The sequence below is a fragment of the Sphingopyxis sp. 550A genome (genome assembly GCF_053569535.1).
In genome coordinates this window covers 2,354,563-2,374,999 of record NZ_CM131615.1, presented here as the reverse complement: position 1 = coordinate 2,374,999, position 20,437 = coordinate 2,354,563, and the positions used below count along the sequence as shown (strand labels likewise).

At 65.7% G+C, this 20,437-nt stretch carries 22 protein-coding genes and 1 tRNA gene; 13 read left to right on the top strand and 10 right to left on the bottom strand.

Annotation, left to right across the window (positions count from 1 at the left end):
- Window position 1: 1 nt before the first annotated feature.
- The 3 genes from ACVENA_RS11465 to astD form a co-directional block, all read right to left on the bottom strand.
- On the bottom strand, window positions 2–298 hold the full coding sequence (locus ACVENA_RS11465; protein ID WP_449325497.1) for a DUF2849 domain-containing protein: 297 nt from the start codon (window positions 296–298) through the stop codon (window positions 2–4).
- Complete coding sequence (gene cobA, locus ACVENA_RS11460; protein ID WP_449325496.1) at window positions 286–1,083, bottom strand: uroporphyrinogen-III C-methyltransferase; 798 nt, start codon at window positions 1,081–1,083, stop codon at window positions 286–288. The genes ACVENA_RS11465 and cobA overlap by 13 nt, the downstream gene beginning before the upstream one ends.
- 76 nt (window positions 1,084–1,159) lie before the next feature.
- Window positions 1,160–2,605, bottom strand: a complete 1,446-nt coding sequence (gene astD / locus ACVENA_RS11455; protein ID WP_449325495.1) for a succinylglutamate-semialdehyde dehydrogenase — start codon at window positions 2,603–2,605, stop codon at window positions 1,160–1,162.
- A gap of 177 nt (window positions 2,606–2,782) precedes the next feature.
- Between astD and ACVENA_RS11450 the strand changes: the two genes are divergently transcribed.
- The 4 genes from ACVENA_RS11450 to ACVENA_RS11435 all read left to right on the top strand — a co-directional run bounded on the left by ACVENA_RS11450 (window position 2,783) and on the right by ACVENA_RS11435 (window position 6,753).
- Complete coding sequence (locus tag ACVENA_RS11450) at window positions 2,783–3,679, top strand: alpha/beta fold hydrolase (RefSeq protein WP_449328933.1); 897 nt, start codon at window positions 2,783–2,785, stop codon at window positions 3,677–3,679.
- On the top strand, window positions 3,676–4,857 hold the full coding sequence (locus ACVENA_RS11445; protein ID WP_449325494.1) for a glycosyltransferase family 4 protein: 1,182 nt from the start codon (window positions 3,676–3,678) through the stop codon (window positions 4,855–4,857). The genes ACVENA_RS11450 and ACVENA_RS11445 overlap by 4 nt, the downstream gene beginning before the upstream one ends.
- A gap of 84 nt (window positions 4,858–4,941) precedes the next feature.
- Entirely contained in the window at window positions 4,942–6,345 is a 1,404-nt protein-coding gene (locus ACVENA_RS11440) for an NAD(P)H-dependent flavin oxidoreductase (protein ID WP_449325493.1), read from the top strand.
- A 105-nt stretch (window positions 6,346–6,450) separates the two neighbouring features.
- Window positions 6,451–6,753, top strand: coding sequence for a GIY-YIG nuclease family protein (locus ACVENA_RS11435; protein WP_449325492.1), 303 nt, complete (start codon window positions 6,451–6,453; stop codon window positions 6,751–6,753).
- Window positions 6,754–6,864: 111 nt separating this feature from the next.
- On the opposite strand, the gene ACVENA_RS11430 is transcribed toward ACVENA_RS11435, so the two are convergent.
- Window positions 6,865–7,863 (bottom strand): 2-hydroxyacid dehydrogenase, encoded by a 999-nt coding sequence (locus ACVENA_RS11430; RefSeq protein WP_449325491.1) that lies wholly within the window; start codon window positions 7,861–7,863, stop codon window positions 6,865–6,867.
- A 125-nt stretch (window positions 7,864–7,988) separates the two neighbouring features.
- Here ACVENA_RS11430 and ACVENA_RS11425 point away from each other — a divergent pair, with 125 nt between their 5' ends.
- Together ACVENA_RS11425 and ACVENA_RS11420 are read left to right on the top strand one after the other, a co-directional pair.
- Window positions 7,989–8,447 (top strand): SH3 domain-containing protein, encoded by a 459-nt coding sequence (locus ACVENA_RS11425; RefSeq protein ID WP_449325490.1) that lies wholly within the window; start codon window positions 7,989–7,991, stop codon window positions 8,445–8,447.
- A gap of 84 nt (window positions 8,448–8,531) precedes the next feature.
- Window positions 8,532–9,509 carry a phosphatase PAP2 family protein gene (locus ACVENA_RS11420; protein ID WP_449325489.1) on the top strand — a complete coding sequence of 326 codons (978 nt, stop codon included), beginning with the start codon at window positions 8,532–8,534 and terminating at the stop codon, window positions 9,507–9,509.
- 73 nt (window positions 9,510–9,582) lie between these two features.
- Here ACVENA_RS11420 and ACVENA_RS11415 read toward each other — a convergent pair whose 3' ends face one another.
- Together ACVENA_RS11415 and ACVENA_RS11410 are read right to left on the bottom strand one after the other, a co-directional pair.
- Window positions 9,583–10,050 carry an RcnB family protein gene (locus ACVENA_RS11415; protein ID WP_257551029.1) on the bottom strand — a complete coding sequence of 156 codons (468 nt, stop codon included), beginning with the start codon at window positions 10,048–10,050 and terminating at the stop codon, window positions 9,583–9,585.
- Between the two features lie 268 nt (window positions 10,051–10,318).
- Window positions 10,319–11,506, bottom strand: a complete 1,188-nt coding sequence (locus ACVENA_RS11410) for an acetyl-CoA C-acyltransferase (RefSeq protein ID WP_449325488.1) — start codon at window positions 11,504–11,506, stop codon at window positions 10,319–10,321.
- 660 nt (window positions 11,507–12,166) lie between these two features.
- On the opposite strand from ACVENA_RS11410, the gene ACVENA_RS11405 reads away from it, so the two are divergent.
- From ACVENA_RS11405 to ACVENA_RS11375, 7 genes are all read left to right on the top strand, one after another.
- A complete protein-coding gene (locus tag ACVENA_RS11405; RefSeq protein ID WP_449325487.1) occupies window positions 12,167–13,621 on the top strand; it encodes a coniferyl aldehyde dehydrogenase in 1,455 nt (484 codons plus the stop codon).
- Window positions 13,622–13,720: 99 nt separating this feature from the next.
- Window positions 13,721–13,805: transfer RNA gene (locus tag ACVENA_RS11400), tRNA-Leu, on the top strand.
- Between the two features lie 231 nt (window positions 13,806–14,036).
- On the top strand, window positions 14,037–15,077 hold the full coding sequence (locus ACVENA_RS11395) for a rod shape-determining protein (RefSeq protein WP_449325486.1): 1,041 nt from the start codon (window positions 14,037–14,039) through the stop codon (window positions 15,075–15,077).
- A 114-nt stretch (window positions 15,078–15,191) separates the two neighbouring features.
- Window positions 15,192–16,040 carry a LysR family transcriptional regulator gene (locus ACVENA_RS11390; protein WP_449325485.1) on the top strand — a complete coding sequence of 283 codons (849 nt, stop codon included), beginning with the start codon at window positions 15,192–15,194 and terminating at the stop codon, window positions 16,038–16,040.
- Complete coding sequence (locus ACVENA_RS11385) at window positions 16,037–16,540, top strand: DUF6306 domain-containing protein (RefSeq protein ID WP_449325484.1); 504 nt, start codon at window positions 16,037–16,039, stop codon at window positions 16,538–16,540. Before ACVENA_RS11390 ends, ACVENA_RS11385 begins: the two co-directional genes overlap by 4 nt.
- Before the next feature lie 100 nt (window positions 16,541–16,640).
- Complete coding sequence (metB, locus tag ACVENA_RS11380) at window positions 16,641–17,804, top strand: cystathionine gamma-synthase (protein WP_449325483.1); 1,164 nt, start codon at window positions 16,641–16,643, stop codon at window positions 17,802–17,804.
- A 138-nt stretch (window positions 17,805–17,942) separates the two neighbouring features.
- The gene (locus ACVENA_RS11375) at window positions 17,943–18,086 is read left to right on the top strand and encodes a hypothetical protein (RefSeq protein WP_449325482.1); all 144 of its coding nucleotides are present in this window, start codon (window positions 17,943–17,945) and stop codon (window positions 18,084–18,086) included.
- A 296-nt stretch (window positions 18,087–18,382) separates the two neighbouring features.
- On the opposite strand, the gene ACVENA_RS11370 is transcribed toward ACVENA_RS11375, so the two are convergent.
- The 4 genes from ACVENA_RS11370 to ACVENA_RS11355 form a co-directional block, all read right to left on the bottom strand.
- Window positions 18,383–18,760: a hypothetical protein gene (locus ACVENA_RS11370; protein WP_449325481.1), complete on the bottom strand. Its 378-nt coding sequence runs from the start codon at window positions 18,758–18,760 to the stop codon at window positions 18,383–18,385.
- A gap of 201 nt (window positions 18,761–18,961) precedes the next feature.
- Window positions 18,962–19,384: a type II toxin-antitoxin system MqsA family antitoxin gene (locus tag ACVENA_RS11365; protein ID WP_336927648.1), complete on the bottom strand. Its 423-nt coding sequence runs from the start codon at window positions 19,382–19,384 to the stop codon at window positions 18,962–18,964.
- A complete protein-coding gene (locus tag ACVENA_RS11360) occupies window positions 19,377–19,694 on the bottom strand; it encodes a type II toxin-antitoxin system MqsR family toxin (protein ID WP_449325480.1) in 318 nt (105 codons plus the stop codon). Before ACVENA_RS11360 ends, ACVENA_RS11365 begins: the two co-directional genes overlap by 8 nt.
- Window positions 19,695–19,767: 73 nt before the next feature.
- Window positions 19,768–20,403, bottom strand: a complete 636-nt coding sequence (locus tag ACVENA_RS11355) for a DeoR family transcriptional regulator (RefSeq protein WP_449325479.1) — start codon at window positions 20,401–20,403, stop codon at window positions 19,768–19,770.
- Window positions 20,404–20,437: the final 34 nt, after the last annotated feature.

The window sequence follows — 20,437 nt, the reverse complement described above, 5'->3', positions numbered from 1 at the left end:
GTCAGATCACCCATTCGCCGGACGCGGGGTCGGCGGGTTTCAGGGAAAGGTCGGGGCGCACGGTCGGGCCGAGCGCGCGGATGCGGTCCTTGATGTGCGCCGGGCGCGGGCCCTTCGGCGTTTCGTCGGCGTTGATGATATAACCGCCGTTGACGCGGCGTGCGCCGTCCTCGGCGGTGAGGATCGCCTCGCCATGCTCGCCGACGTCGGCGGCGTCCTCGACATGGATCGACCAGCCGCGGCCGGTCCACCAGATGACGGCGCCTGTTTTCAGGTCGTTGCCGGTTAAGATTCGCATGAGATGTCCTTCAGAGCAGTCGAAATTCCGGGGGCGCCGAGGCAGTCGAGCGCATCGGCGCGCGCCGCGACCTTGCCGACGATGATCAGCGCGGGGCTGGCCACCCGCTCGCGCGCGACGAGATCGCCGAGGTCGGTGAGCAAAGTACGCAGCACGCGCGCGTCGGCGCTGGTGCCGCGCTCGACCACCGCGACGGGCAGGCCGGGCGAGACGCCGTCGGCGATCAGCTTGTCGGCAATGGCGGAGGCGGTCGCGAGGCCCATGTAGATGACGAGCGTGCGGCCGTGCCCCGCGAGTCCCGACCAGTCCTGATCGCTCAGATCCTTGCACTGGCCCGCGACGAAGCTCACCGCGCTCGCATCCTCGCGGTGGGTGAGGGGAAGGCCCGCCTGCGCGGCGCAGCCCGCGGCGGCGGTGATGCCGGGGACGACCTCGCAGTCGACCCCCGCAGCGCGCGCCGCGTCGAGTTCCTCGCCGCCGCGCCCGAAGATGAAGGGATCGCCGCCCTTCAGCCGCACGACTTGCTTGCCGGTGCGCGCCTCGCGGACGATCAGTTCGTTGATGAGCCCCTGCTTCATCGTGTGGCGGCTGCGCTGCTTGGCGACGCTGATCCGCTCGACATGCGCCGGGATCAGCGCGAGCACGCCGTCGCCGACGAGCCCGTCATGGACGATCAGATCGGCGTTTGCGATGAGCCGCGCGGCGCGCAGCGTCAGCAGGTCGGGGTCGCCGGGCCCGGCGCCGACGAGCCACAGCTTGCCCGCGGGAGGGAGAGTCTTTGCCATGCAGGGTAGATGCTGCCGCGCGGCCCGAATGGCAAAACAGGCTTTATTGACGGCGATGAAGCAAAATTTGCCGAGATCAGAGAAAGTTTTTTCGCACCAACTGCGACCCTTCGGGATCGCGCAAACCGACGCCGATCGAGGCGCGCATCGCGTCGCTTTCGCTGCTCGCGACCGGATAGGCGCAATAGTCGGCGGCGTAGAAGGCGCTCGGGCGGTGATTGCCTGACAGGCCGATGCCGCCGAAGGGGGCGGCGGAGGAGGCGCCGTTGGTCGGGCGGTTCCAGTTGATCACCCCGGCGCGGGCATTGGCCCAGAACTGGTCGTAAAGCTGCGGGGTGCCGCCGATCAGCGATGCGGAGAGGCCGAAGGCGGTGTTGTTCGCCTCGGCGATCGCGGCCTCGAAGCTGTCGACGCGGACGACCTGGAGCAGCGGGCCGAACAACTCGATATCGGGGCGCTCGGGCATCGCGGTGACGTCGATGATGCCGGGGGTCAGGAAGGGCCGGCCGGCGACCGGGCGCGTCATGTGGCGGATCACCTGGCCGCCGTTCGACATCAGCACGAGGAAGCTTTCGGTCAGCCCGTCGGCGGCCTCATTGTCGATCACCGGCCCCATATAGGGCGCGGGGTCGGCGTGCGGATGGTCGACGATCAGCCGGTTGGCGAGCGTCTTCACCTCATCGAGCAGCCGGTCGGCCAGGCTGTCCTTGACGATCAGGCGGCGCGCGTTGCTGCACCGCTGCCCGGCGCTGAGGAAAGCCGACTGGACCACCAGGATCGCGGCGGTGGCGATGTCGGCGGTGTCCCAGACGACGATCGGGTTGTTGCCGCCCATTTCGAGCGCGACGATCTTGCCCGGCTGGCTCGCGAACTGGCGGTTGATCGCGATGCCGGTGCGCGCCGAGCCCGTGAACAGCAGGCCGTCGAGCCCGGCATGGCCCGCGAGCGCCTTGCCGATGTCGGGGCCGCCGATGACGAGGCGCAGCACCTCCTGCGGCACCCCCGCGCTGTGGAACAGCTCGATGAGCCTGGCGCCGGTTGCGGGGGTCTTTTCGGAGGGCTTGAATAGTACCGAATTGCCCGCGAGCAGCGCGGGGACGATATGGCCGTTCGGCAGGTGCGCCGGGAAATTATAGGGACCGAGCACCGCGAGCGTGCCGTGCGGCTTGTGGCGCACCGCGCTCCGCAGTCCCATCGCGCCCTCGATCCGGCGGTTGGGGGTGCGCTCGGCATAGGCCTTGATCGAGATGTCGACCTTGTTCGCGACCGATTCGACTTCGGTGCGTGCTTCCCACAGCGGCTTGCCCGTCTCGCGCGCGATCAGGTCGGCGAGCGTATCGGCCTCGGCCTTGACCCGGTCGGCGAAGCGGCGAAGCGTTTCGGAGCGGAAGGTGAGGGCCTTTGCCGCCCATTCGGGCCAGCCGCGCCGCGCGATTTCGATCTCCCGGTCGACGTCGCTGACCGCGCCGCGCCACAGCTCGTTTCCGGTCGCGGGTTCAAAGGAAAGCAGCTCTTCGCTCATGGTCCTGCGCCTCTTATCGGCGAAAGCGGGTGGCGGCAACCGGCTGGCTGGCAACATCTTGATCCGTTTGGGTTCGGATGGGAACGGAAGGGCGGAGGCGATGATCGAGCGCGATGGCTTGCGCCCCCGCGCCGGTTGGCGATAGACGGGGCGGACACGGAGCCAAGGGGACGGTCGATTACGGTCAGACAGGATAGCGGGCGCGAATGGGACGACCATTATTGGTGGTCGCACGACGGCGTCCGGCTGCACGCGCGCATCTATCCGGGGCCCGAAACGGCGGCCGCGGCGCCGCCGATCCTGTGCCTGCCCGGCCTCGCCCGCAACGCCCGCGATTTCGAGGCGCTGGCGCCGCATATGGTGTCGCAGCGGCGCGTGATCGTCATCGAATTCCGCGGCCGCGGCGAAAGCGCCTTTGCCAAGGATCCGATGACCTATGTTCCGCTGACCTATGTGCAGGACGTCGTCGCGCTGCTTGACGAGCTGGCGATCGGACGCTGCGTCACCGTCGGCACCTCGCTTGGCGGGCTCGTCTCGATGCTGCTCGCGGCGACGCAGCCGGGGTGCGTCACCGGCGCGCTGCTCAACGATGTCGGGCCCGAGCTTGAGCAGGCGGGGCTCGAGCGCATCCGCGACTATATCGGCACCGGCGGCAGCCAGCCGACCTGGGTTCACGCGGCGCGCGCGGTGGCGGAACTCAATGCGGCGGTCTATCCGGATTACAGCATCCACGACTGGCTGCGCTTCACCAAGCGCACCCACCGGCTGACCCCCGAGGGGCGGATCGTCGCCGATTACGACAAGCAGATCGCGGCGCCGCTGCGCGTGCCGAACGGCGGCGATGCCGGAGTCGACCTGTGGCCCGCCTATCGCGCGTTCGGCGACGCACCGGTGCTGGTCCTGCGCGGACAATTTTCCGACATCCTCTCGGTCGCCGCAGCGAAGAAGATGGCGAAGGAACTGCCGCACGCGCGGCTCGTCGAGGTGTCGGGGGTCGGCCATGCGCCGACGATGGACGAGGCCGAAGCCCGCGCCGCGATCGACGCGTGGATCGCCGAGCTTCCGGCGGCGTGAGCAACGCGCAGCCGCTCGAACGCGACCGGCCGGTCCGTATCCTGCACCTTCATTCGAGCTTTTCGCTCGGCGGCAAGGAAGCGCGCGCGGTGCGACTGATGAACCTGATGCGCGCGCGCGCGCATCACACGATCCTGTCGGCAGTGCCCGAAGCGCTCGGCGCGCGCGATGCGATCGACCCCGATATCGTCGTCGATTTCCCGCAGGATGCCCCGCCGTTATATGGCAAGCCGTCGCTGGGACGATACCGCGACCTGGCGCGCTACATGCGGAATTTCGAGCTGGTGCTGAGCTATAATTGGGGCGCGATGGACGGGGTGATGGCGCGCCGCCTCCTGCGCTCGCGCGGCGCGCGCAATATGCCCGAACTGATCCATCACGAGGATGGCTTCAACGAGGATGAAAGCGTCCGGCGCAATTGGAAACGCAATCTTTTCCGGCGCGTCGGGCTGCGCACCGCGGCGGCGGTCGTCGTGCCGTCGACGCTGCTTCAGCGGATCGCGACCGACGAATGGCACGCGGGATCGCGCGCCCGGCTGATCCGCAACGGCATCGACGTCGCCGCTTATGCCGCCGGACCGTCGATCCCGATTCCGGGCTTAGAGCGCCGCGACGGCGAGGTGGTGATCGGCACCGTCGCGGGGCTGCGCAGGGTCAAGGACCTGCCGCGGCTGGCGCGCGCGGTGGCGGCGCTGCCGTCGACCGTCCGGCTCGTGATCGTCGGCGAGGGGCCGGAACGGGGCGCGATCGCCGCCGAAGCGGCCGCCTGCGGGTTGGCCGACCGGCTGGTGATGCCGGGCTTCATGGCCGAACCCGCGCGCTGGATCGGGCATTTCGACCTGCTCGCGCTGTCGTCGCGCAGCGAACAGGCGCCGATCGCGGTGATCGAGGCGATGGCGGCGGGGCTTCCCGTCGTCAGCTCCGATGTCGGCGATGTCGCGGCGATGGTTGCGGAGGCGAACCGGCCGTACATCGCCACAGGCGAGCAGGCGTTCCGCGCGGCGTTGGCAAGGATGACGGCGGATGCGGCGCTTCGCGCGCGGGTCGGGCGGGAAAACCGCGGTGTCGCGGCCGAACGCTTCGACGAATCAAGGATGGTCGGCGCCTATGAAAAGCTCTATGCTCGCGCGCTTGACGGATATGGCCTGTTCAGCGGTCGCTGGATCGGCGTCGATTGACAAAAGTTGCCGTTTTCCGCTTACGGAAACGGCATATGGGGGCTGCGGCGTGGGTGCGTCGCGGTGGAGAGAAAGAGGTTTATAGTGTTCAAAGGTTTGAAGCCCATTCTTTACGGGGGGCGTGAAGTATGGCCGCTGGTCGAGGGGGGTAAGGGCGTCTCGGCAACCAACCATATGTCGAGCGGCGCCTGGGCCGCCGCGGGCGGGATCGGCACCGTGTCGGCGGTCAACGCCGACAGCTATGACGCCGACGGCAAGATCATTCCGCAAATCTATCGCGCGCTGACTCGCAAGGAACGCCACGAGGAACTGGTCCAATATGCCATCGACGGCGCGGTCGAGCAGGTGCGGCGCGCCTATGACATCGCGAGCGGCAAGGGCGCGATCAACATCAACGTCCTGTGGGAAATGGGCGGCGCGCAGCAGGTACTCGAAGGCGTGCTCGAAAAGACGCGCGGGCTCGTCACCGGCGTCACCTGCGGCGCGGGAATGCCCTACAAGCTCAGCGAGATCGCGGCGCGGCACAATGTGAACTATCTGCCGATCATCTCGTCGGCGCGCGCCTTCCGCGCGCTGTGGAAGCGCGCCTATCACAAGGTCGCCGACCTGATGGCGGCGGTGGTCTATGAGGACCCCTGGCTCGCGGGCGGGCACAACGGCCTGTCGAACGCCGAAGACCCGCTGAAGCCCGAGGATCCCTATCCGCGCGTCAAGGCGCTGCGCGACACGATGCGCGCCGAGGGGATTTCGGACGATGTGCCGATCGTGATGGCGGGCGGCGTCTGGTACCTGCGCGACTGGGAGCATTGGATCGACAATCCCGAACTCGGCCAGATCGTCTTCCAATATGGCACGCGCCCGCTGCTGACCGAGGAAAGCCCGATCCCGCAGGGATGGAAGGACCGTCTGCGCACGCTCGACGAGGGCGACGTGCTGCTCCACCGCTTTTCGCCTACGGGCTTCTATTCCAGCGCGGTGCGCAATCCGTTCCTGCGCGACCTCGAAGCGCGCTCGGAGCGCCAGATTCCCTATTCGAAGCAGGAAGCGGGCGATCACGTCGTCCAGCTCGACGTCGGGGTGAAGGGCAAGAATTTCTGGGTCACCCCGCACGACCGCGACCGCGCGCGCGACTGGGTGGCCGAAGGCTATACCGAAGCGCTCAAGACCCCCGACAACACCGTCGTCTTCGTCACCGAGACCGACAAGGGCACGATCCGCAAGGACCAGGCCGATTGTATGGGCTGCCTGTCGCACTGTGGTTTCTCGTCGTGGAAGGACCATGACGATTACACCACCGGCTACCTTGCCGACCCGCGCAGCTTCTGCATCCAGAAGACACTGCAGGACATCGCGCACGGCGGCGATGTCGAACAGAATCTGATGTTCGCGGGCCACGCCGCGTTCAACTTTAAGACCGATCCCTTCTATTCGAACAACTTCACCCCGACGGTGAAGCAACTCGTCGACCGGATATTGACGGGGGATTAAATACACCGCGTCATTGCGAGCGCAGCGAAGCAATCCAGAGTAGCGTAAACCGCTCTGGATTGCTTCGCTGCGCTCGCAATGACGAGGCTTATTGGGGAAAGGGTCATGCGCGAACGCCAGCCCGCGGTCTATATCATGGCGAGCCGGCGCAACGGGACGCTATATACCGGCATGACCTCGAATCTGGTCCAGCGCGTGTGGCAGCATAGAGAAGGGCTGGGCGGGTTCTCCACGCGCCATGATTGCAAGATGCTCGTCCGGTACGAAATGCACGCGACCATGGAAGCGGCGATTGCACGAGAAAAACAGATCAAGGCGGGCAGCCGCGCCAGGAAGCTGGCGCTGATCGAGGCGGAAAATCCGCTCTGGCGCGATTTGTGGCCCGATATTCTCGACGGCAGTGAGTGACACTCTGGATTGCTTCGCTTCGCTCGCAATGACGGTGCCTCATGAAGCTTCGTCATTGCGAGGAGCGCAGCGACGAAGCAATCCAGAGCGGCCGAGCGCAATGTTAGCGATTCAGACCCACCCCTCCAGCACCTGATCCGGCGGCCTGTGCCCGTCGCACCAGGCGCGGATGTTCGCGATGACCTTCTCGCCCGACGCTTCGCGCCCCTCGATCGTCGCCGAGGCGAGGTGCGGAAGCAGCACGGCGTTGTCGAGCGCGAGCAGGTCGGGATCGACTACCGGCTCCTGCGCATAGACGTCGAGCCCGGCGCCCGCGATGCGGCGGCTCTTGAGCGCCGCGATCAGCGCCTTTTCGTCGATGATCTCGCCGCGCGCGGTGTTGATGAGGTAAGCGGTGGGCTTCATCGCCGCGATGCGCGCGGCATTGACCATTTCGTGCGTCTCGCTGGTGTGCGGGCAATGGATCGTCACCACGTCGCTGATGCGGAGCAGCGTGTCGATGCTCGCATGATAGCTCGCGCCCAGTTCCTCCTCGATCGCTTGTGGAAGGCGGCGACGGTTGTGGTAATGGATCGACAGTCCGAACGCACGCGCGCGCTGCGCCACCGCAAGCCCGATGCGCCCCATGCCGATGATGCCGAGCAGCTTGCCCCCGACGCGGTGGCCCAGCATCGTGCTTGGCGCCCAGCCTTCCCATTTGCCCGACCGCATCAATTTCTCGCCCTCGGCAAGGCGGCGCGGGACCGACAGGATCAGCGCCATCGTCATGTCGGCGGTGTCCTCGGTGAAGACCCCCGGCGTGTTCGCGACCATGATCCCCTTCGCGCGCGCGGCGGACAGGTCGATATGATCGACCCCGGCGCCGAAATTGGCGATCAGCTTCAGCCGCTCGCCCGCCGCGGCCAGGATTTCGGCGTCGATCTCGTCGGTCACCGTCGGCACCAGCACGTCGCAATCGGCGACCGCGGCCTTCAACTCCTCGCGCGTGAAGGCACGGTCGAACGCCGACAGCGCGACGTCGAAAAGCTCGGCCATGCGTGCCTCGACAGGCGGCATCAACTGGCGGGTGACGATGACGCGGGGGCGTTTCGGACGGGATGAATCGGGCATGGCGCCGATAGAGCGCGGCGCGGCAGCGGGGTCAAGGGGGCGCGGCGCGGAGAGGCTGTGGACGAACACTGCTCCGACTGCGGTGAGCGGTTGAAATGACGGGCCGATTTTGACAAGGCTGAAGCATGACCAGCCGCCAGATTCTCGCCGCAGCCGCGCTGCTTGCCGTCGTGGGACCGGCTGCCGCACAATCCGATGTCGAACTGCCCTATTGGGCCTCGATCAGCGTCGACGAGGCGCGGATGCGCAAGGGGCCGTCGCCCGACGTTCCGGTGCTCTGGGAATATCGGCGCAAGGATCTGCCGGTGCGGGTGATCGCGCGCTTCGAGACTTGGCGCAAGATCGAGGATCCCGACGGCACGCAAGGCTGGATGGCGGCGCGATTGCTCAGCCGGACGCGCACCGCGATCGTCACTGGCGGCATTCGCCCGATGCGCGATGAGCCCGATGTTTCGGCCGCGGTCGCCTATCGCGCCGAGCCGGGCGTCGTCGGCCGCATCACCGATTGCAAGAACGGCTGGTGCCGGTTCGACGTCGGCGGCCGCCGCGGCTGGATCGAAACCGACCATATCTGGGGCGACTGAATTCCGGAGCGATTGAACAGGCGGCGGTTCATGGTCACCGGTCATTAATCAAATTTTATGGGCGTCGGGCTATGGGCTCGAAACATGGCTGACGCGGCGCCCCAGGAAACGGTATCGCAAGGTTTCGATGACGCCTCCTGGCTGCTTATCGGCCTTTGCTTCGCGCTCGTGGTCGGCTTCCAGATACGTGCTCCCTTCGCCTTTTCCATGGACGGGGTTGCCAGTTCGGCGGCAATGATCGCGATGCTGGGGGCGGCTAATCTTTTCTACACACGCTATCGCGTTCGCCCGGCGTTCGCGGCGCTCCTCACCTGCGTCCTGCAAATCATTCTCTTTTCCATGGCGGGCGCAGTCCTCAGCTACATGGTCGCCGCGCATGGCGGGCCGCTGTGGGACGAAAGCTTTCGGCGCTGGGATCTGTGGCTGGGGCTCGACTGGTTGGCCTATGTGCGCTGGGTGAACGATCATCCGTCGATCGGCGGGCTCTATCGCTACGCTTATACGACCATGGTGCCGCAATTGCTGGTTCTGGTCCTGGCACTTTCCATTGCTGGCAAATGGCGGGCCATGCGGATCGTGATCTGCGCCGCGATCCTGTCGGGGGCCTGTGCGGTACTGATTTCGGGGCTGACGCCGGCGATCAGCAATTATGTCCACCTTGGTCTTACCCCCGACGATCTGCCGAACCTCCACCCTGCGGCGGCCTATCTGCACCAGGCCGATTTCATCGGGCTGCGCGACGGCAGCCTGCGCCGGATCGATATCGCCACCCTTCAGGGCATCATCACCTTTCCCAGCTATCATGCCGCACTCGGTACGATCTTTATCTGGGGTTTTACGCGCCTCGGGCCTGTCGGCTGGACAGGGGCGGGGTGGGCCGGATTGATGCTGCTTGCGACGCCGGTCGACGGGGCTCATTATTTCGTCGACGTGTTCGCGGGGATTGCTCTGGCGGCGGCGGCCATGGCATTGGCCCGCATATTGGTGAGCCGGCCGTGGATATCGTCGATCGCCCGGGCGCTGCTGCGGCCTGCCGCCATGCCTTCGGCGCTGCCGGCCTGAGGGGCGTCATTCCGGCACGCGAAAAGGCCGGACGGTCGCCCATCCGGCCTTTCTCTTGATTTTCGGTCAGGGCTTACCGCCAGCGGAACTCGTTGCGATAGACTTTCACCACCTTGCCGGTCCGCACGTTGACGAGCAGCAGGTCGTTATAGTGGCGGACATAGGTCAGCCCGCGGCCCGCACGCGGCACGCCCCAGCGGCTGTCCCAGGTCGGGCGATAGGCCGGCGCATAATAGGTCGAGCGCAACGTCTGGCCGACGCGGAACTGCTGATATTTGAACGGCGCGCGATAATTCTGGTAGCGCGCGTCGCGGCGCCAGTCGCGGGCGTCCTGACGATATTCGCGCTTGGAATCGCGCACGTCCTTGCGCGCGTCGCGCACATCGCGGTGGTCGCCGTAACGCTGCGCGTTGCGGAGGTCGCGCTGGTCCTGACGGATGTCCTGCCGGTCGCGGCGGAGTTCGCCGGTCTGCGCCTGCGCGGCGGCCGGGATCATCATCGCGGCGATCAGGCCGGCGGTGAGAAAGTTCATCTTCTTCATGGTGCCATTCCTTTGCATCGTCAGGGGGAGAGGGATCTGCCCGATGACTGGGAACGGTCTAAGCGATTCGATTTGAACCGAAGCGGAATGCGGCGTTTATTTTGAGGTCATGAGTGTCGCAATCTGTCGCGAGATTGCGGCGGGATGGGGGAAGGCTGCGGCAGGAATCCGGAACTTTCCCACAATCGTCGTCCCCGCGAAGGCGGGGCCGCTATCGGCATAGCACAAGGCCGTCAGCGGTCCCCGCCTTCGCGTGGATGGCGGGATATTAAACCAGCTCGACCGCGACCGCCGTCGCTTCGCCGCCGCCGATGCACAGGCTCGCGATGCCGCGCGTCTTGCCGTGGCGCTGGAGCGCGGCGATCAGCGTCGTGATGATGCGCGTGCCGCTGGCGCCGATCGGGTGGCCGAGCGCGGTCGCGCCGCCGTGAACGTTGATCTTGTCATGCGGGATGCCGAGGTCGTGCATCGCGAACATCGCGACGCAGGCGAAGGCTTCGTTGACCTCGAACAGGTCGACGTCGCCGATCGACCAGCCGGCCTTCGCCAGCACCTTGTTGATCGCGCCGACCGGGGCGATGGTGAAATCCTTGGGCTCCTGCGCGTGCGCGGCGTGGGCGACGAGCTTCGCGACCGGCTTTGCCCCTTTCGCTTCCGCGACCGACTGACGCGTCAGCACCACGGCGGCGGCGCCGTCGGAGATCGACGAGCTGGTCGCGGCAGTGATTGTGCCGTCCTTGGCGAAGGCGGGGCGCAGCGTCGGGATCTTGTCGGGGTTGCCCTTGCCGGGCTGTTCGTCGGTGTCGATGACGACCTCGCCCTTGCGCGTGGTCAGCGTCACCGGCGTGATCTCCGCGGCAAAGGCGCCGTCGGCGATCGCCGCCTGCGCGCGCTTCAGCGATTCGATCGCATAATCGTCCTGCGCCTCGCGGCCGAGCTGGTAGGCGTCGGCGGTATCCTGCGCGAAGGTGCCCATCGCGCGGCCCGCCTCATAGGCGTCCTCCAGCCCGTCGAGGAACATATGGTCATAGGCGGTGTCGTGCCCGATGCGAGCGCCGGACCGGTGCTTCTTGAGCAGATAGGGGGCGTTGGTCATCGATTCCATTCCGCCCGCGACGGCGAGGTCGATGCTGCCCGCGGCGAGCGCTTCGGCGGTCATGATGACGGTTTGCATTCCCGAACCGCAGACCTTGTTCACCGTCGTCGCCTGCACCGACTTGGGCAGCCCGGCCTTGATCGCGGCCTGCCGCGCCGGCGCCTGGCCAAGGCCCGCGGGCAGCACGCAGCCCATATAGATGCGTTCGATATCGTCGCCCTTGACGCCCGCGCGCTCGACCGCGGCCTTGACCGCGGTGGCGCCGAGATCGGTCGCGCTCGCGTCCGACAGCACGCCCTGCATGCCGCCCATCGGGGTGCGGGCATAGGACAGGAAAACGACGGGATCGGTGGCGGTCATGGCGGGAGACTCCGTAAGGGAAAGAGGTTCGGCGGATGGATTAGCCGAAATGCTGCACCTGCGAAAGAGGGGGCATCTCCCAGCGCGCGTTTCTTTCGAGAGGAGGGGGCGAGCCTTGGCGCCGTCATCGCGTCAAAGTTCAGTAAAGTTCAGTCCAATGACGATCCCGTCGGGCTTTTCTGGCGGCGGACAGGCGGGCGGATCGCGTGCCGGGGCAGGAAGGGTGCCGTTCATCCGCAACCTTGAAGCATGGCGGGATATTGTAGGAAAGAGATTTTGCCGCGAGGGCGTTTTTTGGGGGGGGCACTGTCGCCGTAACGCGATGAACGACTGGAAAGGGGTGGGGAGCGGATATAGCCGATCCTCCCCGGCACGGGGAGGGGGACCATGCGAAGCATGGTGGAGGGGCACCCTCGGTTTACGCTTTGGTCCGGAAAAGGCGCGCCATGACGCACCTGCCCCTCCACCACCTTCGGTGGTCCCCCTCCCCGTGCCGGGGAGGATTTCTTGTCCGCGACCGGTCGCCTTCCCGATCGTCCGCGTTTCACACGGCTCGGGTGTCCCGCCGTCGACCCCGGATTGCGTCGCGTGCAGGTTTCATCTTGCAACGCGCTCGCGGCCATGATCAAACATCGCCGCAATTCTTAGGGGAGACGGGTCATGGCCACCGCCATCAAGCAGGATATCGCCGGCGAAACGGCGCGCATGGGCGACGTGCTCGCGGCGCAGCGGGCGAGCTTTACCGCCGCCATGCCCGAAAGCCTGGGGGTGCGGACCGACCGGATCGACCGCGCGATCGCGCTGCTCGTCGATCATGCCGAGGATTTCGCCAAGGCGGTGAGCGAGGATTTCGGGCATCGCAGCCGTGAGCAGACGCTGATGACCGACATCATGCCTTCGGTCAGCGCGCTCAAACATGCGAAGAAACATCTGGCCGCCTGGTCGCGCGGCGAGAAGCGCAAACCCACTTTTCCGCTCGGCCTGCTCGGCGCGAAGGCCGAGGTCGTCTATCAGCCGAAGGGCGTCGTCGGCGTCGTGAGCCCATGGAATTTCCCCATCGGTATGGTCTTCGTGCCGATGGCGGGCATCCTCGCCGCGGGCAACCGCGTGATGATCAAGCCCAGCGAATTCACCGAAAATGTGTCGGCGCTGATGGCGCGGCTCGTCCCCGACTATTTCGACGCGACCGAAATGGCGGTGTTCACCGGCGATGCGGAGGTCGGCATCGCCTTCTCGAAGCTCGCGTTCGACCATCTGATCTTCACCGGCGCGACGAGCGTCGGCAAGCATATCATGCGCGCCGCCGCCGATAATCTGGTGCCGGTGACGCTCGAACTCGGCGGCAAGTCGCCGACCTTCATCGGGCGCAGCGCGAACAAGGATCTCGTCGGCCAGCGCGTCGCGCTCGGCAAGATGATGAATGCGGGGCAGATCTGCCTCGCGCCCGATTACCTTCTCGTCGCCGAGGATCAGGAAGGCGAGGTGATCGACAGCGTCAGCAAGGGCGTCGCGGCGCTCTATCCGACGCTGCTCAAGAATGACGACTACACCTCGGTCGTGAACGGGCGGAATTTCGACCGGCTGCAGGGCTATCTCGCCGACGCGCGCGAAAAGGGCGCCGAGGTGATCGAGGTCAATCCGGCGGGCGAGGATTTCGCGAGCGCCAACGGTCACAAGATGCCGCTCCATATTGTCCGCGGCGCCACCGACGAGATGAAGGTGATGCAGGAGGAGATTTTCGGCCCGATCCTGCCGGTGAAGACCTACAAGTCGATCGACGAGGCGATCGACTATGTGAACGGCCACGACCGCCCGCTCGGCCTCTATTATTTCGGGCAGGACAAGAGCGAGGAGGAGCGCGTGCTGACGCGCACCATCTCGGGCGGCGTGACCGTCAACGACGTGCTGTTTCACAACGCGATGGAGGATTTGCCCTTCGGCGGAGTCGGGCCGTCGGGGATGGGCAATTACCATGGGATCGACGGCTTCCGCACCTTCAGCCACGCACGCGCCGTCTATCGCCAGCCCAAGATCGACGTCGCGGGGCTCGCGGGTTTCAAGCCGCCCTATGGCAAGGCGACGGCGAAGACGCTGGCGAAGGAACTCAAGAAATAGCTTGGCAAGGGCAGGGGCGGCGCATTAGGGCACGCTCCGTCTTGATTGCGACCACCGGTCGCATAAAGATGCCTAGCGCCTGATGGATCAGGCGCGGGGGCCCCTGTGGTGAAATTGGTAGACGCGCTCGACTCAAAATCGAGTTCCGCAAGGAGTGCTGGTTCGAGTCCGGCCAGGGGCACCATTTCCCTTATATTTCGGTCGCCCCGGCGGCCTTTTGGGTAAAGCGCGCGCCGTGTGGCGTCAGCGGGCTGCGCAAACATCGGTCAGGCGCGGGAAACCCACGGCCTGCCTCACCGCGCAATTGACGCTGCGCCCGGCTTTCCACATGCCCGGCGGATGGAGAGGGCGGGAGGCCGGGGGGCGGGACCGTTGGCTCCAGGTCCATGTTCTTTTCCAAGGTGCCGCCCCTTCAATGAATTTTCTCCAGCGCTTTTCGCCCCACGCCCATGACGTCGCGATCGACCTCGGGACCGTGAACACCGTCATCTATGTTCGCGGGCAGGGGATCGTCCTCAACGAACCGTCGGTCATCGCGCTCGAAACCCGCGACGGCGTGCGCAGCGTCAAGGTCGTCGGCAACGACGCCAAGCTGATGATGGGCAAGACTCCCTCGAATATCGAGGCGCTGCGCCCGCTGCGCGACGGCGTCATCGCCGACATCGAAGTCGCCGAACAGATGATCAAGCATTTCATCGACAAGGCGCTCGGCGGTCCGACCCGGCTGCGCCGCCGCAGCAACGTCGTCGTCTGCGTGCCGACCGCCTCGACGATCGTCGAGCGCCGCGCGATCCGCGACGCGGCATCGAACGCGGGGGCGGTGAGCGTGCAATTGCTCGAGGAACCGCTCGCCGCCGCGATCGGCGGCGGGCTGCCGGTCACCGAGCCGCTCGGCACGATGGTCGTCGACATCGGCGGCGGCACGACCGAGGTCGCGGTGCTGTCGCTCGGCGGGGTCGCCTACAGCAATTCGGTGCGCGTCGGCGGCGACAAGATGGACGACATGATCGCTTCGTCGATCCGCCGGAAGCATAATATGATGATCGGCGAAATGACCGCCGAGCGCGTCAAGCTCACCATCGGCTCGGCGGTCGCGCCCGGCGGCGCGGGCCTGTCGATGGCGGTCAAAGGCCGCGACCTCGTCAACGGCCGTCCGTCCGAGGTGGCGGTGACCGAGGCCGAGATCGCCGACGCGCTCGCCGAGCCGGTGTCGCAGATCGTCAGCGCGGTGCGCGCCGCGCTTGAGGGAACGCCGCCTGAACTCGCGGCCGACATCATCGACGAGGGGATCACGCTGACCGGCGGCGGCGCGTTGCTGCGGCGGCTGGACCAAGCGATCGCCGAGTCCACCGGACTGCCCGTCCGCGTCGCCGACAATGCGCTGACCTGCGTCGCGACGGGCGCGGGCCATGCGTTCGAGGAAAGCGCCTATCGCCACGTGCTGCTCGCCGCCTGACCGGCGGCGGGGAACCCGCTCAACGGGCGCCAAGCCGCCTTGCCAGACGGCGCCGCCGCGCCTAGGATGCAGCAAGAAATTGATTGCAATGGGCGGTTCAGAAATAAAATCGATATGGATGTCGCTGTCGCGCGCACCTTTCTGGAGATCGTAAAAACCGGCAGCTTTGTCGGCGCCGCAGCCAATCTGAACCTCACCCAGACCGCGGTCAGCGCGCGCATCCGCGGCCTCGAAGCACAACTCGACCGCCCATTGTTCATCCGCAACAAGGCGGGCGCGCGGCTGACCCCGGCGGGCGAGCAATTCCTCCGCTTCGCGACGACGATGGTCCAGGTCTGGGACCGCGCGCGGCGCGCGATCGCGCTGCCGCCGGGGCGCGACACGGTGGTGACGATCGGCGCGGAGCTCAGCCTGTGGAGCCCGCTGCTGCGCCACTGGCTGCTCTGGATGCGCCGCGAATGCCCCGATATTGCGGTCAGCACGTCGATCGACACCTCGGACAGGCTGATGGAGCGCGTGCAGGAGGGGTCGCTCGATGTCGCGGTTGTCTACGCGGCGCCGCCCTTGCCGGGCGTCGTCGCCGAACTGCTGTTCGAGGAGAAGCTCGTTCTCGTTCGCACGACTCCCACTGACTGGCCACTGACGGCGGAGGATCATGTCGCGATCGACTGGGGCGCGGATTTCGCCGCGGGCTATCGTTCGGCCTTTCCCGAACAGCCCAATGCCGTGGTCTCGATCGACTATGGGCCGCTCGCGCTCGACTATATCCTCGCCACCGGCGGCAGCGGCTATTTCCGCGAAGGCTTTATCCGGCCGCATCTCGCCGAGGGGCGGCTGGCGATCGTCGCCGACAGCCCCGCCTTTTCCTATTCGGCGCATGTCGTCCATTCGGCGACGGCGGACGCGGGCGTGATGGAGCGCATCCGGCGCGGGCTGCGCGCGGCGGCGGCGGAGGCGGCATGAGCGGCGATCGCGCCTCGCCGGTCTGCTACGGCGCCGAAGCCGACGACGTCTATATGGGCTATGCGCCGCGCGACGAGATAGTGGCCGCGCTCAACGAATTGCTAGAGGCCGAACGTGCGGGCGCGCGCGTCGCGCTGGCGAGCGTCGACGATGCGGTGAGCGCCGACCATGCAGCGATGATGCGGGCGGTCCGCGCCGACGAAGCGCGCTGGTGCGCGATGCTGTCGCGCCAGATCCGGCGGCTCGGCGGCACCCCGTCGCGCAGGTGCGGCGCGTTCCGCGGCAAGGCGATGGCGATTGCCGACCCGATCGAACGCCTCGCTTTTCTCAATCGCGGCCAGGCATGGGTGGTGCGCAAGCTCGCCGAGCTGATGCGCCGGGTCCGCGACGACGCGCTCCATGCCGACCTGCGCGACATGCTGGAAAGCCACCGGGTTAATATCGACAGCGCCGCCGCCTTTCTGGATGCGAACGGGCCTTCGTCCGATGGGGCGGTTTGACGGCAAAATTTCGCGCGTCAGCCATGAAGAATATGCATTTGTCGAACCCCGGCAGGCTGCGCAACAGGCCCGCGACATCCCATCGAGACAGGAAGACGCCATGGACAAGCCGAACCCTTCGCTTCGACCCGAGACGATCGCGGCGGCGCACGGCGTTGCGGGCGACACGGCCTTCGGCGCCGTCGCGCCGCCGCTCTATCTGTCGAGCACTTATGAATTCGCGGGGTTCGAGGTGCCGCGCGCCTATGACTACGGCCGCGCCGGCAACCCGACCCGCGACCTGTTGGCGAGCGCGCTCGCGAAGCTGGAGGGCGGCGCCGGGGCGGTCGTCACGTCGAGCGGGATGGCGGCGCTCGATCTGATCGTGTCGCAGCTTCCCGTCGGCGCGCGCGTGGTCGCGCCGCACGATTGCTACGGTGGATCGATGCGGTTGCTCAAGGCGCGCGAGGCGCTGGGGCAGGTATCGCTGCGCTTTGTCGACCAGCGCGACGACGCTGCGGTCGCGACGTCGCTGGCCGAGGCGCCCGCGTTGCTGCTGATCGAGACGCCGAGCAACCCGCTGCTCCGCGTCGTCGACATCGCCGCGCTTGCGGCGCGCGCAAAAGCGGCGGGGGCGGCGGTCGCGGTCGACAATACCTTTTTGTCGCCTGCGCTGCAGCAGCCGATCGCGCTCGGCGCCGACTATGTCGTCCATTCGACGACCAAATATCTGAACGGCCATTCCGACGTGATCGGCGGCGCCGTGATCGCCGCTGACGCCGTGCGGTTCGAGCGCGTCGCGCACTGGGCCAATGTCGTCGGCTGCGGCGGATCGCCGTTCGACGCCTGGCTGACGCTGCGCGGCCTCCGCACCCTGTTCGCGCGGATGCGCGCGCAGCAGGGCAATGCGATGGCGATCGCCGAGATGCTAAGCCGTCATCCAGCAGTTGCGGCGGTCCACTATCCGGGTTTGGTCAGCCATCCCGACCATGCGCTCGCGGCGCACCAGCAATCGGGTTTCGGCGCGATGCTGAGCTTCGAGCTGGCGGGCGGCGTCGAAGCTGTGAAGCGGCTGATCGCCGCGCTTGGCGTCTTCACCTTCGCCGAATCGCTGGGCGGGGTCGAAAGCCTGATCGTCCATCCCGCGACAATGACTCATGCCGACATGGGCGAAGAAGCCCGGGCGCTGGCGGGAATCGGTCCCGGCCTGCTCCGGGTCTCGGTCGGTCTCGAGGCCGAGGAGGATTTGCTGGGCGATCTGGAGGCGGCGCTGGCGATTTGCTGACACTTCATCCCTTCGGGGCGAAATCCAGCTATTCCGCCAACCCGGTATAGGAATCAGGCCGACAGATTCGCTATCCTGAAACATAATTGATATAGGCGTTCTCGCACGGGGGGGGGGAAAGTTCGTGGAGCTTACCCGGTGGAACACAGATATCTTTATGCAGCGATCGTGGCCGCGTTTCTGATCGCGCTGATCGTTTATGGCGTGATGGGCGCCGTCAAAAAGGCGCGCCACCGCCGTCGTTTACGAGGCGAATATTGGCGGCACGGCCCCGCCGAATGACGGCGATCCGGAACATGATCGTTTCGGACAGAATCGTCATCCCGGCGAAGACCGGGATCTCACCCTGTCGTTCTGGCGCGCCGGCGAGATCCCGGCTTTCGGGGGATGACGGGATAGCTGGTGTTTCGGTTTTAGAGCATCGAGCCTTAAATCTGATCCACCGTCCCGTTCGTGTCGAGCGAAGTCGAGACACCCATCGGGGCAGCGCAAGGCCGATGGGTGTCTCGACTTCGCTCGACACGAACGGACAAGGGGCGTTGCAGATTAAGCGCACGTCGCTCTAGCCCGATCACGCCCTAGATTTCCGCCGCCGCTTCGGCCGGGCCGTCTGCCCTCGCGCTTCGCTTCAGGGCCGATCGGATGATCCGGTGTAGATGGGCGGTTGCATAGATGGCGAGCGGCCACGCAATCGTGTTGATCAGGTCGGATTTCGTGTCCGGCCAATTCCAATTGCCGAGATGGATGCGATCCAGGCACTCATTTCCCCCGGCCAGCAGAATGACCGTCAGCAACGGAAGGAGGCGATCGAAGGATCGCCCCGTCAGCAGGCTTGCCGCCAGAAAAATGAACATCCCGGCATGGATGTGCAGGATGGCGTCGGGCAATCCGGTGGTCGTGCCGATCCAGATGATCCGCTCGTGATATTGTGCCGCAGCTTCCTGGAGGAATAGCATGGCAGGTTCCTTATGGGGGAGAATGAAGGGGGAGGGACTTCGATCGTTCGGGCAGGGCACCGATCGATACGATACGGACATCAAAATCTTGGCGGTGGGAGAGAGCTTGCGGACGAACTCTCTCATCGAAGGGCATCTAAACAGGCAGTGAGCCTGCGAAAAGTTGCGGTCGGCAATTGCGGAAAGGCAATCGCAAGAGGCCTATGCGGCCTCCTTCCGATGCACCCTCTGCTTCAGAACTGATAGGCCGGACGGATCCCTGTCGAGCAGCAGCAGGGCACTCATCACCGCATGGCTGACAACCACGTCGCCGCTCTCGTACTTCTGGAAGGCGTTGGGCCCACCACCAATCAGACGGCCAGCATCCTTCTGGGTGAGGTGCAGGCGCTTCCTAATCCGGCGCACCGCTTCGGGCTCGAGCAGGCCCTCGACTTGCGCCTTGAGCCGGTTCAGGGCCCGATCGGAAACCTTCATGTCGTCACCGGTGTGAATGCTCTCGTCGCTTGCATCACAATACCAGCCGGGCATGTCGAAGGTGGATTCGTGCCCCTTGTAGGTGATGGTCATCGGCCGAACGTCGCGGAACATCGGCTGGCCCGTTTCCGGGCAGGTGGGGTTAGTCATTGCCCTTCTCCTTGAACGACAGAAGCAAAAACTCGGTCACGGCATCGGCCGTGAATTTGACGTACAAAGCCCCCTGTTCCGAGGGAACGTGGTAGACATCCTGCCAGACCCGATGATCAGCAAAGGATGTCATGGACTTATAAAAATGGCGCCGCTCGATCGTCTGGATGGTTGCGACGATCTCGCTTCGGCCAAAACCAAGCGGAGCTGCTCCTCTCAGAGCGGAACCTGTGACATTGAGCTTCTCGACCGTCGAGAAAACGGCTTTGACCGCTTCAATGTCATAGGTCGGCTTTCGCTTCTCGGTCATTGCCCTTGATAACACCACTGTGGTGTTTTTTCAAGAGGGCCGATTCCGTCGGCCCGCCGGTGGTCGCGCGCGGCTAGGTTTGTCGGCTTGCCACATAGAATCCCCGCCGATGGCGGCCCAGATATCGTATCAGCCCTCTGTCCTTCAGGTTGGCAATGTCGCGTTTCGCGGTGCGGATGCTGACCTGCCAGTGCAGGACGACGTCTTCAACGGTGCATCGGTCGCCCTGCGCGACTCGCGCCAGCAGCCACTCCTGGCGCTCGTTCAGCGGCAAATTAATGGTGACATGGATGTCACCATTAATGTCACCATTCGTGTCACCATTAACGCCGTTGAAGAGGCCCAATTGGGCTCCAGATCCTGACCCGGCCGGGCCGTTCGCGAATGACGCAGCCGTGCCATTCGGGAGTGCTTCTGCCGGTGCCGTTGACGGATCCATGTCGGCCAGAAACTGCCGGACCAGTTCACGAACAGTCGGAGACTTTATGCAAAGTCTCATTAGAAAATAACCGCTTGGACCGGAAACCCCGCTCACCCAGTTCTTCACGCTGCGCTCGCTGGCGCCAGTCCAGCGCATGATGGTTTTCACCGTTCGGTGGGTCTCATCATGCTCGCGGCGCAAGGCGTCCGCGATCTGTTCCGCATAGTCCTTCGCTGACTTTGCCAGCCCGTTCCAAGGGTGCAACATTCTGCCCTTTTTCGGCAACATCCTCCGCTCCTTCCACCGCTACATTCACGTGCGA